At 54.4% G+C, this 12,960-nt stretch carries 12 protein-coding genes; 5 read left to right on the forward strand and 7 right to left on the reverse strand.

Annotated elements, in window-relative coordinates; all coding sequences use genetic code 11:
- Positions 1–33 precede the first annotated feature (33 nt).
- From RAL91_RS23430 to RAL91_RS23460, 7 genes are read right to left on the reverse strand one after another with little or no spacing between them, the layout of a single operon-like run.
- Positions 34–1,206, reverse strand: a complete 1,173-nt coding sequence (locus RAL91_RS23430) for a UxaA family hydrolase (RefSeq protein WP_306258641.1) — start codon at positions 1,204–1,206, stop codon at positions 34–36.
- Positions 1,187–1,459: a UxaA family hydrolase gene (locus RAL91_RS23435; RefSeq protein WP_306258642.1), complete on the reverse strand. Its 273-nt coding sequence runs from the start codon at positions 1,457–1,459 to the stop codon at positions 1,187–1,189. The genes RAL91_RS23430 and RAL91_RS23435 overlap by 20 nt, the downstream gene beginning before the upstream one ends.
- Positions 1,456–2,853, reverse strand: coding sequence for an aldehyde dehydrogenase (locus RAL91_RS23440; protein ID WP_306258643.1), 1,398 nt, complete (start codon positions 2,851–2,853; stop codon positions 1,456–1,458). The genes RAL91_RS23435 and RAL91_RS23440 overlap by 4 nt, the downstream gene beginning before the upstream one ends.
- Before the next feature lie 6 nt (positions 2,854–2,859).
- Complete coding sequence (locus tag RAL91_RS23445; RefSeq protein ID WP_306258644.1) at positions 2,860–4,155, reverse strand: TRAP transporter large permease; 1,296 nt, start codon at positions 4,153–4,155, stop codon at positions 2,860–2,862.
- Positions 4,148–4,621 (reverse strand): TRAP transporter small permease, encoded by a 474-nt coding sequence (locus RAL91_RS23450; RefSeq protein WP_306258645.1) that lies wholly within the window; start codon positions 4,619–4,621, stop codon positions 4,148–4,150. The genes RAL91_RS23445 and RAL91_RS23450 overlap by 8 nt, the downstream gene beginning before the upstream one ends.
- 57 nt (positions 4,622–4,678) lie before the next feature.
- Complete coding sequence (locus tag RAL91_RS23455; RefSeq protein WP_306258646.1) at positions 4,679–5,734, reverse strand: TRAP transporter substrate-binding protein; 1,056 nt, start codon at positions 5,732–5,734, stop codon at positions 4,679–4,681.
- Between the two features lie 36 nt (positions 5,735–5,770).
- Positions 5,771–7,393: a GMC family oxidoreductase gene (locus RAL91_RS23460; RefSeq protein ID WP_306258647.1), complete on the reverse strand. Its 1,623-nt coding sequence runs from the start codon at positions 7,391–7,393 to the stop codon at positions 5,771–5,773.
- A 131-nt stretch (positions 7,394–7,524) separates the two neighbouring features.
- Here RAL91_RS23460 and RAL91_RS23465 point away from each other — a divergent pair, with 131 nt between their 5' ends.
- The 5 genes from RAL91_RS23465 (at position 7,525) to RAL91_RS23485 (ending at position 12,894) form a co-directional block, all read left to right on the forward strand.
- Positions 7,525–8,256: a GntR family transcriptional regulator gene (locus RAL91_RS23465; protein WP_306258648.1), complete on the forward strand. Its 732-nt coding sequence runs from the start codon at positions 7,525–7,527 to the stop codon at positions 8,254–8,256.
- Positions 8,257–8,556: 300 nt separating this feature from the next.
- Positions 8,557–9,408, forward strand: coding sequence for a sugar phosphate isomerase/epimerase (locus tag RAL91_RS23470; RefSeq protein WP_306258649.1), 852 nt, complete (start codon positions 8,557–8,559; stop codon positions 9,406–9,408).
- On the forward strand, positions 9,405–10,925 hold the full coding sequence (locus RAL91_RS23475) for a sugar ABC transporter ATP-binding protein (protein WP_306258650.1): 1,521 nt from the start codon (positions 9,405–9,407) through the stop codon (positions 10,923–10,925). The genes RAL91_RS23470 and RAL91_RS23475 overlap by 4 nt, the downstream gene beginning before the upstream one ends.
- Positions 10,922–11,908, forward strand: coding sequence for an ABC transporter permease (locus tag RAL91_RS23480; RefSeq protein ID WP_306258651.1), 987 nt, complete (start codon positions 10,922–10,924; stop codon positions 11,906–11,908). Before RAL91_RS23475 ends, RAL91_RS23480 begins: the two co-directional genes overlap by 4 nt.
- Positions 11,905–12,894 carry an ABC transporter permease gene (locus tag RAL91_RS23485; protein ID WP_306258652.1) on the forward strand — a complete coding sequence of 330 codons (990 nt, stop codon included), beginning with the start codon at positions 11,905–11,907 and terminating at the stop codon, positions 12,892–12,894. The genes RAL91_RS23480 and RAL91_RS23485 overlap by 4 nt, the downstream gene beginning before the upstream one ends.
- Positions 12,895–12,960: the final 66 nt, after the last annotated feature.

The raw sequence follows: 12,960 nt of genomic DNA on the forward strand, positions 1-12,960 counted from the left end.
GCTGGCTCACTTTTTTTCAAAACCGCAATCACGTCACAATGCTGATCGACTGGTTGGCACAATTAACTGACCTTCTTGCCATTTTTCTGCGCAAGTCATCGCGCCTCCGATCGTTGTTTCAATGAAGTTTTCAATGGAATTTGCCCCGTCATCATAGGTATGAGCGCCCGAAATAATACCGGACACGTCTACATCAATGCCATCGGCCCAATCGGATAAAGTGTTTGGGTTGCCGCAGATTTTGATGGTAGGCGCAAGCGGAACACCGGACGGATTGAACACCCCCATCGCGAACAGTGTGATCTGGGCTCCACCCAGCACCATGCCGGTCATGGAGGTGGGGCTGAAAAACGGCGTGTCCATGAAAAACAGACCATTGCCCGGCGGACGTTGACCAAAGGTCAGCGCACCGGCAAAACGGCTACTACCAATCTTGCAAAGCGCACCCATTGTTTTTTCAGTCAGCGTGCTCAGGCCGGCTTCAATATTTTCCTGCGTTGGATTGACGCCCCGATAATCGCTGCCATCCTCTTTCATCATTGCTTCTTCGTTGGCCATACAGGCCAGAATGGCTTCTGCAATTTTCGGGCTGTTCGATTGCGAGCGAACCACATCCTCGCCGCCCAGAAACTCCGCTGTTTCAGAGACGATGGCAGTTCCGCCTGCGGCAATCAGACGATCCACAAACCGACCAATTGTCGGATTCGCGCAAAGCGCTGATGTCGCATCCGATCCACCGCATTCCAGCGCAATTGTTAGGTCACTGAAAGTCATCTGCTCTTGTGGTGCCTGGCTTGCCAATTCCTGCAGGTCCTGCAACTTGGCGGTCAGTTCGTTCAGCGCCGTTTGTATGCCCTTGCACCCCATCAGTGCCACAACAACGACCGGCTTTCCTGCACTGGCAAAACTCTGTTCCAGCGCCAGAGCAGATGCACGGTCGTGGGTCACCACAAGGGCCGCGCCGACATTGGGATGCACTACAATCGCCTTTATCATGGCCGTCTGAAGGTCCGCATCGGCGCCACGTAGTCCGCGCAAAAATCCAGGTGTAATCGGCAGAACGCCATCGGCTTGTGCAGCGGCCAGAGCTGTCACCCTGTCAGTGAGTGCAACAGTGGAAAGAGCTATGACATGATTGCGCACACCAAAACGTCCATCTGACCGCAGCCACCCCCGGCCCAGGACATCAGACGATGTTGTGGACATGGACATGCTCTCCTTGCGCAATCAGGCATGTTGCACGCCCAATGACCACGCCATATTTGATCACGTCCCTTCCGCACGCGATGTCGCACAGCGCAATTTTGTGACCGAAGGGAATGCCTTTATCAATCACCAAACCGCCCGCGATCAGGCAACGATCCAGTTCGCTGTCCAGAACCGTGACGACATTGTCTTCAGAGCTAACTTTCAGGGTAAGACGCGTTCCCTCTTCATGGTCGGGGCGTGCCTTGCTCACGCCTTACCTTTCCGGAAAACAGTATGTTCCTGCGTATAAAAGTGAAGCGTTGAGGGGCCGTTAGAACCGCCAACACCAAGCGAAGAGTTCTTCACGCCAACGAAGGGTGCGTGGTCTTCAGGAAAGCTTCCACAATTCACATGGATCATGCCGCTTTCCACTTCCGCAATAAAGCGATCCACCAGCGGTGTCTGTTCGGAATACAGACAGGCTGCAAGGCCAAATTCAATGTCGTTACAAATATGCATCGCTTCATCGATATCGTCATAGGCGATGACCGCAAGCACAGGACCGAAGACTTCTTCCCGCGCGACTTCCATATTGGCGGTCACGTCTGACAATATCGTAGCGGCATAAAAATACCCGCCATTTTGATCAATCCGCTCTCCCCCAGCTGCTACATTGGCGCCTGCCGCCCGCGCACGGTCAACAAAGCCTGCAACATCATCAAGGGCGGTTTTGCCCATTAACGGACTGAGCGTGGTGGCGGCATCCATTCCGTCGCCCGGATTTGCCGCACGGGCACGTTTCGCCAGACCGTCAACAACAGCCGCTTCGAGCTCCCGGCGGACGATGACACGGCTGATGGCTGTACAGCGCTGACCACACACCGCAAAGGCGGCCGCGTAAATCTGATCGAGAGCTGCATCCAGATCTGTCGCATCGTTGAGAATCACCGGATTCTTGCCACCCAATTCAAGGCTGATCTCGGTCAGATTTGCCGCTGCGGCCTGCGCCACAATACGGCCCGTGCCGACAGAGCCGGTAAAACTGATCGCATCAACACCCTGCGCGCCGGTCAGCGCCGTGCCGAGGCCGCCTGACCCGTAGGCTATCTGGAAAAGGCCTTTCGGTAGCGTGGCATCAGCAACCTCCTGCATGATGAAAGCAGCGCCGGGCGTACTGACCGATGGTTTCAGCACAATTGCATTGCCGAACAGCAGCGCAGGGATCGTCTTGCGAATGGGCGTGCTGAACGGAAAATTCCAGGGGTTAATTCCAACGATGACACCGCGTGGTCGACGCGTTGAATAAACCACGGTATCGGGTTTCTGGGAGGGAAGCACTTCGCCAATCGGGGCAGATGACCGTCGCACCATGGCTCGCCCCTCGCCCAAAGCCTTGTTCACCTCGCCTTTGGACTCCCCCAAAAGTTTCCCCATTTCGCGGGTGATGGAGGTTGCGATGTCATCGAGTCTCGCCTCAAGTCCGTTAAGAAAAGCATCAAGCTGTTTGCCCCGTTCCGGCTGCGGTACTTTCGCCCACGCCACCTGCGCTTTACGGGCCGTCTCCATCATTTTTGAAACGTCGCCTTCAGGGGTCGTGGGAAATGAGCCCACGATCTGGGATGGATTGGCGGGATTTCGTATTTCAACTTTATTCTTATCGGACACAGGTCTTTACCTCAGGCTTCTCAAGGTTTCGGGTAACCACAGACTGAGCTGTGGGAAGAAGATGACGATGAGCATCGCCAGCATAAGAGTGGCGACAAATGGCAGGATTGCAATGGCAACCTTTTCAAACTTGATGTTTGCGATTTGACTGGCGACAAACAGGTTCACACCCAGAGGCGGTGTGAGAAACGCAATCTCAATCGTCACAATCAGAATGATGCCGAAATGCACCGGATTGACGCCGTAGCTGACCACCAGCGGCACAAGTATGGGTGCCAAAATGATAATGGCGCTGATGGTTTCCATGAATGTGCCAATCACGATCAGCAACGCACAGATGATCAGAATAATCACGATCGGGCTATCGGTCAGCCCGCTGAAGGTCGCAACCACATCCTGGGGAATGCGCTCCAGAGTAATGACCGTGGCAAAAAGAGTGGAGCATGCGACAATGATCATCAGCGCACCGCCCAGCTTTATAGCACCTTCAAATGCCGTCGATAGTCCAGCCCATGTCAGTTGCCGATAGACGACAACGCTGACAATCAGCGCGTAAACCACCGCGCAGACCGAAGCTTCGACCGGCGTGAAAATACCGGAATAAATACCACCAAGAATGAGCACCGGCAGGAAGAGTGCAAACTTCGCCTTCCATAATAATAACCAGATGCTGCCGCGCGGCGCGTTCTCGTCCTTCGTCATGACCGCACCGGCTCTGCGCGCCAGAAGATAGGCGACAAATGCCAGCATCAAAGCAGTCAAAATGCCCGGAACCATCCCGGCTGCGAACAGATCTGCAATCGAAACATTGGCGATGATGCCATAGATAATCAGCGGGTTGCTTGGCGGGATCATGACCCCGAGGGTGCCGCCGGTTGCAGACACGCTGGCCGCATATGAGGCCGGATAGCCATATTTAATCATGGCCGGGATCATGATCGCGCCGATGGCAGCAACTGTTCCCGGACCGGAGCCGGATATGGCGGCAAAGAACATGCAGGAGAAGATTGTCACCAGCCCCAGACTGCCGGTTATGTGACCGAAAGCATGGCGGAAAATACTGATAATGTCTTCTGTAATACCGCCCTTTTCCATGATGTTGCCAGCCAGTATGAAGGCCGGAATAGCGAGCAATGGAAACTGATCAAGACCGTTCAGTACATTCTGGGTGGCGAACACCAGCGGCGCATCTGTAACGTAGCTGATGGTCAGTCCGACAATTCCAAGACCAACATAGATTGGCACACCAAGGAGCAACAACAAGGGAAACAACACGCATAGGATAAGAATGACATCATTCATTGAGTGAGCCTCCCCGGAGCAGGACAATCAGGTCACTCAAATGCAACAGAAAAATGATGATGAAGCCCCCGCACATCGCGACAAACAGATTGTTTTGATTGAAGCCCAGCGCCGGAGATGTGTTGGGATATTGCAGCCCGTCAATGAAATTCAGGGCAGAAAACACCACCATAACCGCTGCAAATCCGAGTATGATGATGGTGTGCAGAAACCATATGGGCCGGGGACCGAACTTTTGAGCAGCTGCATCTGAAAACACGGAAACGCTGAGATGTGAGCGTGTCAGCGTACCGTAGGCAGCAGCGATGAAAACCATGGTGATGAAACTGAAGCGTCCGGTTTCTTCTGTCCAATCCACCGCCCAGCGAAACTCGCGTGCGATAACCTGCAAAAACAACGATCCGACCATGAAGGCCAGAAAGATTGATGCCAGTAGCAACAGGGTTTTTTTCAAAAACACGGTCATGCGGCCTCCGATGATGAAATGCCCCTCGCGACATTCAAGTCGCGAGGGGAGCTTGTATTATTTGTCGCCGGGATATGTCGCCAGAACTTCAAGCGCCTTGTTGACGACCGCTTCGCCGTCCGTTCCGATGGCATCGTAATAGTCGGGCCAGATGGCACGCGCCTTTTCAATCCATTCGGATTCGTCTTCAATCGCGGTGATTTCGACGCCGGCCTCTCTTGCCTTTTCCCACCATGCAGCTTCATCCAGCGGCTGCCACCAGCGGATGTAGTCCGTAGCTTCTTTGCCGGACCGCAATATGGCCGCCTGATGCTCTTCACTCAGACCCTGGAACCAACGCTCTGACACCACAATCGGGTGTGTGAGGATCGTATAGTGGAAAGTCGTCATGCGGTTGATGACTTCATTAAACTTCATGCCGATCACATCGGTCACAGGGTTGTCCCCGCCTTCGACAACACCTTGCTGCAAGGCAGAGTATAGTTCAGACCATGCGATAGGTGTCGGGTTCCCGCCCCAAGCCTCGTAAGAAGCGATCATGATCGGGTTCGGTGGCACACGCATTTTAAGATCTGCAAGATCTGCAGGCTTTTCGATGGCCTTGTCGGACTTGTAGAAAAACGCACGCCAGCCGGAATTTTCCCATCCGACAATCCGCACACCGGCTTCCTTGATCACGCGTGGCACAAGGTAGGGCGTCAGTTCATCCTGCAGATAGTTAACCTGTTCTGTCGAAGTTGCCAGATAAGGCAGGATGAAGACGTTGAGCGACGGTGCCAATGCTGCCAGATTGTTGGTCGCTGGCAATGTGACTTGCAGAGCACCCTGTCGGGCCTGCTGTACCATTTCACGCTCGCCACCCAATTGCGCACCCGGGAACAGTTCAGGCCGGATTTCATTATTGGTATAGATCGACACGAGTTCCGCGAAACGCTTCAGTGTTGCCGTATGCGATGACCATTCCATGTTCACGGAATGGCCAATTTTCATGACAATCTGGCCGCTTTTTTCCGGAACCGATTCCCATCCATACGGATTGGCATTCTGAGCCAGAGCGCTTCCTCCTGACAGCAGCAGGCTGCTGACAGCAATAGCTTTCAATACTTGTTTCATTTTAGTTTCCTCCTGTTAGAGATCGTTGAACGTGAGTCACTGTTTCGCTGCTTGGACCATCGCGGCTCCTTTCTCGGCAATCATGTAAGCGGCGGCATTGGTGTTGGCTGAAGGGATTGTCGGCATTACGGACGCGTCTATGACCCGCAGGCTGTCAATGCCGTTCACACGCAATTGGGGGTCCACGACGGCTTTCTGGTCCGAACCCATGCGGCAGGTTCCAACAAGATGGTAGACAGTGCCCGCACTCTGGCGGATTGCGGTGAGTATCTCATCATCGCTCTGATGTGCAGCGCCCGGTATGACCTCCCGTTTCCAGCGGCTTTTGAACGCTGGTTGCTGATAGATATCCCGAACCATCTTGAGGCCTTCAACCATAATTTTGCAGTCGTGCTCAGCGGACAGGTAGTTGGGTTGAATCGCCGGGTCGTCATTTGGGTTGCTGGAACGAATATGGATGCTGCCACGACTTTGCGGATGGCACTGCCAAAACGACGTGGTGAAACCGGAATAGCGGTGCAATGGCGTTCCAGGCTTATCCACCGACAGCGGCATGACGAAGAGCTGTAAATCGGGACGGCCGTTTTGCGCGTATTTGCTGCAGACCGCGCCACCAACCTGGCCGGCACCGACCGTCAGCGGCCCTTTGGAGTGCAGCAGCCAATCCAGGCCCATCTTGGCTAATTTCAGCGGGTTGCGCACATGATCGTTTAAGGATGAGCGCGTATCTGAAAGCTCAATGATCGTCCGCATCTGCAAATGGTCCTGGAGGTTTTCGCCAACCTCCGGCGCATCCACCAATGGGGTGATCCCCATGGACGACAACAAGTCAGCTGGTCCGATCCCGGACAATTGAAGCAATTGCGGTGTCTGTACCGCGCCCCCGCAAAGTATCACTTCAGAAGCGGCATAAGCCCGTTTGAGCTCGCCAGCTTGCAGATACTCGATGCCGACAGCCCTGCCCTTTTCAATAATCAGGCGGGTTACCTGTGCTCCAGTGGACAATGTCAGATTGCTGCGATCCAGAGCCGGTTTGAGAAAAGCTGTGGCAGCACTTTCGCGCCAGCGGCCTTTCAAAGTCAGTTGATATGAGCCAATGCCATAAGTGCTTTCACCGTTAAAATCTTCATTGGCTGGCAGGCCTGTACTGATTGCCGCTTTCATCCAGTCGTCACAGGCGTCATTTTGATTGCGCAGGTCTGACACTGACAACTCACCATAGGCACCGCGAAACTGCGACGGTTTACCCTGGTAATTCTCGAATTTGCGAAAGTGCGGCAAAACCTGATTGTAATTCCAGCCTTCAGCACCCGAAGCCTCCCAATCATTGTAGTCTTCCTGCTGTCCCCGGATGAAGATCAGTCCGTTGATCGAACTGGACCCCCCAACGACCCGGCCACGCGGACAATCTATCTGGCGACCGGATACGCCCTCTCCCGGTTCACTTTTATACAGATGGGAAAAACGTTCATTGTAGATGGATTTGAAATACCCGACCGGCAAACGAAGCCAGAAACCCCGATCCGGCCCGCCCGCTTCAACAACAAGAACCCGCGCCGCAGAATCTTCGCTCAGGCGACTGGCGACGAGCGAGCCGGCACTTCCTGACCCAACGACGATATAGTCGTACATGTCAGTGTCATTACTGCTAGAAGCCAACCGAACATCTCCTCCAAAAGTTCTATTAGTAGACATAATAAAAACGATTGCGGAGAGTCAATCTAAAAGTTCTATAGATAGACATTTAACTTTTTGCTAGTATCCGCATCCTCGGGGAATTAGGATCAGACATGCCTGTTAAAAAACTTAGCTCCAGCCGCTCCCCCCTCTATGTGCAGGTCTCAGAAACTCTGCGCCAGCGCATCGATCGTGGAAGATGGAAAGAGGGCGATCTGTTACCAACGCTGGACGCACTTGCCGCAGAGTTCGGCGTTGGCAAAATAACAGTCCGCCAGGCCATGCGAATTTTGCAGGACGAGGGCCTTGTCGTATCAAGCAGAGGCCGCGGCACAACGGTCATGCCCCAGGAAACTGCGGCGCGTCCTCTTAATGTTGAAACATCGCTCGCCGCCTTGGTGAATATGTATCGTGGCGACAAACCCGATTTAAGAAATCTCGACGAAGGTCAAACAACGCTCCCTGACAATTTTGAAATGGGGAAACCTTTCGATTGCTATCAGATGATCAAGCGAACCCATGCGCGAAACGGAAATCCGTACTGTGTCATCACCCTGTATATTGCCTCACATATATTCGAGCGGCACAAATTGCGTTTTCGCAATGAAATTGCGTTGCCCATCCTATTTGAGGACAAGACCCTGTGCATCAAACAAGCACGTCAGAGTATGTCGATTTCAAAATGTGATCTGGAGACCGCGAACGTCCTGAACCTTCCCATAGGCGAACCCATGGCGGACGTCCGGCGTATCATGTGTGACAGCGCTGACCGGATCATCTATTTGGCGGATGTGGTCTATCGGGGCGACTTCATTCAATTGGATATGGATTTGCTTTCCAACTAAAAGCTGTTCTTGAAGCGGCAAGCTATTGCCAAGCTGTTTGGTCAGCATTTGCACATTGCACAACCACTCCAAGCCATTTCAAACCATGGCTCCGAGGCCGGACCATCGGGCACATAAGCGGAGCGCCCATCCGCAAAGCCCGTTTTTCATAAACGAACATTACGCAACCGCCTGTCGTCTGTGATTAATTGTCTCATATACAGGACTAAACACACAGCTTTGGCATTGTCTGTTGGTCTAACTTCCAAAATAATAGTGCTCAAGGGGACAAGCTGCCGGCAACGGTATTGGGGAGAGACTATGCGGGTCAGCATCAATTTGCTGTGCCTTACCGGACATATTGAGGCAGCGCATTTGCCGCAAATCCGGCGGCTAAAAGAACTTGGCTATGATGGCGTTGAGATTCCGGTCTTGACCGGCGATCCGTCCCATTACGCCTGGCTTGCAAAAGAGTTGGACGCCATCGGTTTGCGTCGAACCTCCACGTCTATAATCCCCGACCCTTCTGCCAACCCGCTGAGCACCGACCCGGAAGTCCGCGCACGCGGCAAAAATCACCTCGACTGGATCATGGATTGTGCGGAAGCGCTTGGATCTGAAAGCATCGGCGGCCCATTCCACGCGCCCATCGGGCATTTCACCGGTTCGGGCCCATCTGTTGATGAAATCCGGTTTGGGGCGGAAGCGCATCATGCCATGGCTGAGCGTGCGCAGGAAAACGGGTACATACTCTGCCTTGAACATCTCAATCGTTTCGAAACACACTTCCTGAACACGATGGATCAGGCTGCGGAATATGTAAAAACAGTCGACCATCCTGCCTTCAAAATAATGTACGATACGTTCCACGCCAACATCGAGGAAAAGAGCCAGACTGAAGCCGTGGCAAAAATAGGCAGGCATATGGGCATCTTGCACGTTTCAGAAAACGACCGGGGAATCCCCGGCACCGGGCACATTGATTTCGCTGAGATTTTTTCAGCCGCCAAACGACAGGGTTATGATGGCTGGTTGATTGTTGAGGCTTTTGGTGCAGGACTACCGGAACTGGCAGCCGCGACCCGCGTTTGGCGCCCGTTGTTTCCTGACCATGAAACACTGTTTTCGCAATCAATTGGTTTTATCCGCACCCAGTGGGAGGCCGCTGAATGAACGAAATGAGTGCCGCGCCCGTCATCGAAATGCGAGGTATATCCAAAAGCTTTCCGGGTGTTCGGGCACTCAATGATGTCAGTTTTTCTGTTCACCCCGGCGAAGTGCACGCTCTGGTGGGTGAAAATGGCGCCGGGAAATCTACTCTGATCAAAATACTGTCGGGGGTCTATCAGCCCGATGAAGGTCAGATACGTCTTAATGGCACGACCAAAATCTTCTCCCACCCGGTTCAGTCTTTGCAGGGCGGCATTTCCGTCATCTATCAGGAATTCTCTCTACTTCCAGAGCGCACTGTTGCGCAGAACATTTTTCTCGGACGCGAACCCACTCGGCGTGGCATAATCGACTATGCAGCAATGCGCGCAGAGACGCGACGGGTGCTGGATCTTTTCGGGGCCGGAACCCGGGTCGATCCGAACGCCACCGTTGCAGAACTCGACGTCGCCACCCAACAAATGGTCGAAATCGCCAAAGCCATTTCCCTCAACGCAAAAGTGGTCGTCATGGACGAACCAACAGCGGCGTTGAATGAGGCCGAGTGCGACGTGTTGTTCGAAACTGTTGACCGGCTGCGGGAGCGCGGCACAGCGATCATCTACATCACCCACCGGATGCGTGAGGTCACCCGATTGGCCAACCGCGTCACCGTCCTCAAAGACGGTGAAGTCGCAGCGCAATTCGATAAAGTCCCACAACCTGGTGACATCGTCCGCGCCATGGTGGGCCGCGACATCGCTGATTTTTATGCGCCTTTTGCCACCGAACAGGAAATTGGCGATACGGTTTTATCCGTTCGTAATGGCCGGAATGATCGCGTTTCGAACATCAACTTTGACTTGGCAGCAGGTGAAATTTTAGGCTTCGCGGGCATTCAGGGCGCCGGGCGCGTGGCTTTGGCAATGGCACTTTTCGGACAGCACCCGTTTACCTCGGGAGACGTGAAGCTGAAAGGCAAAAAAGTGGAATTCACCAATCCGCGCGACGCAATTCAGGCGGGCATCGGCCTTTTGCCGGGGGACCGCAAAGGCGAAGGATTGGTTTTGATGCAGTCAGTGCGTGATAACGGCATGTTGACCGCTCGCGCCTTTGACAATCTGGCTTCCAGCCATCAGGCCAATAAGCATGCCGATCTCGCTTCCATGGACGGATTGCTCGACGCCATGGAGGTCAAGGCCCCCTCATACGATCAGGACATCGGTTTCCTGTCCGGTGGCAATCAGCAAAAAGCCATTGTCGCGCGCTGGTTGACACTCAAGCCCAAGGTGCTGATTTTCATCGAACCGACCCGTGGAATCGACGTGAACGCCAAGGCAGGCATTTATCATCTCATGCGCGACCTGGCGCGGGAGGGTGCCGCCGTGATGATGATCTCTTCGGATCTGCCGGAAGTGATCGGCGCAGCCGACCGGGTGCTGGTCATGCGTGCCGGCACAATTGTTGACGAGTTTGGCCACGGCGCGAGCGAACACGATATCATGCTGGCTGCAACTGGCGAATCCGGGGTGGCGGCATGAGCGAGGCGGCCATGATTTCCTCCCCCAAAACCGGCTTTCGCTTCGAGGTCTGGGCCCCTGCCATTCTGTTGCTGACCGCATTGGCGATCTACGTTGTCATTGCTGTCAGCACGGGCCAGACGCAATATCTGACGACTTCCAATCTGGTATCAATTCTGGGTCGGTCGATTGCCCTGGGTATCACCGCCATTGGTCAGACATTTGCAATTCTTGTCGCCTCCATCGACCTTTCGGTTGCCAGCCTGATTTCGGCGACAGCCGTATTGGCCTCGGTGATCATGAATGGTGATCCGGCGATGATCCTGCCCGCCATCCTGGCAGCTTTAGCCCTTGGCGTCGTGGTCGGTCTGATCAACGGGCTTGTCATCGCCAAGCTTGAGGTTAATCCACTGATTGCCACTTTGGGCATGAGCCTGATCATTCAAGGCTGCCTGTCGGCCCTTGTCTCGAATTTTGCCGGGTCGGTGCCAGTTGAATTCCAGCTTTTTGCTTACGGCGAAATTGCGGGCCTGCCTGCCAGTCTGCTCTTTCTTCTGCTGTTGGCCATTGCGGCCTGGGCGGTATTGCGCTTCACGAAGTTTGGCTCGAACATCTATTCAGTTGGCGGCAATAAGGACGCGGCGCGATTTGCCGGCATCCAGACCGACCGGGTGGTCGTTTACGCCCATATTATTTGCTCGGTTTTGGCAGCTGTTGCCGGCCTCTATCTGGCCAGCCGTCTGCGCTCCGGCGCACCATGGATCGGCTCGGACGGCGTCTATGATCTTGAATCCATTGCTGTGGTCGTCATTGGTGGCACGGTGCTGGCTGGCGGACGCGGCGGGATCTGGGGCACGATGGCAGGCATGATGATCTTCTCGCTTATCGACTCCATCTTCAATGTTGCCGGAGTGGACGCCTTTGCCAAACAGGTGATGCGCGGCGTCATCATTGTTGCCGCAGTGGCTTTCTATGCGGTCCGGTCCAAGAGGATGGTGGCATGACCGATCAACCTCTCAGTTCAGCCGAAGCGCCCAAAAAGCGCGCTCTGCCGCAAATCAATCCGGTCTACTTTCTGCTGGCAGCTTTGATTGCCGCAATTCTTCTGCAAAACCCGAATTTTGCCGAGCCCACCGGCTATATGAATTTCCTGAAACGGGCGGCACCTCTGGCAATCCTTGCTGCCGGTCAGGTCTATGTTCTGGTCTCCGGTGGCTTTGATCTTTCCGTTGGGTCCCTCATCACGCTCGTCGTGGTTGGGTCCTCAATGCTCACCAACAATGATCCGGATGCAACGCTTTGGGTGATCCCGGTCATGCTGTGCATAGGCGTAGCGGTGGGCGTCATCAACGGCTTGGTGGTGTGCTACCTCAAAGTGCCATCGCTGATCGCCACGCTTGGCATGATGATCACGCTCACCGGCGTTTCATTCCTATGGTCCGGCGGTTCCCCGCGGGGTTATTTGCCCGACACGTTCAGATTCTTCGGGCGTGTCAGTATAATGGACATACCGGTCATCCGCATGCTGCCGGTTGCACTGATCGTTCTGCTTGTGGTCGGTTTTGCGCTTTACTGGCTGATGCATCGCACCAATCTTGGGCGCATGATCCACGCCATCGGCGACAATCCGCTGGCGGCGCGCCTTGCAGGTGTACCGGTCAATCGCGTGCGCGTTCTTGCATTCGTCGTTTCCTCGATCAGCGCGGTGATAACAGGAATCCTGCTCGGTGGATTTGCCGGCGTATCGACAGATGTCGGGAACGGCTACGAATTGCAGGCGATCACTGCCGCCGTCCTTGGTGGCGCACAATTGCTGGGTGGGCGTGGGTCTGTACCAGCCGCCATTGCCGGAGCACTGAGCCTGCAGGCGATATTCACGTTGTTGAACTTTCTCGGGCTGCCGCAGCCCGTACGCCAGGTGGTGCAGGGCTTAATCTTGATCATCGCGGTGGCGCTGGCAATGTACCGGCGCAAACGGACAGGGCGTTAGGCTCTGAAACCAAATTTTGCGGCGTATCAATCGTTGCGAAGTGACTGAAGTAAACCAAACGGGAGG

It is taken from the genome of Pararhizobium sp. IMCC21322 (genome assembly GCF_030758295.1).
Classification (GTDB): domain Bacteria; phylum Pseudomonadota; class Alphaproteobacteria; order Rhizobiales.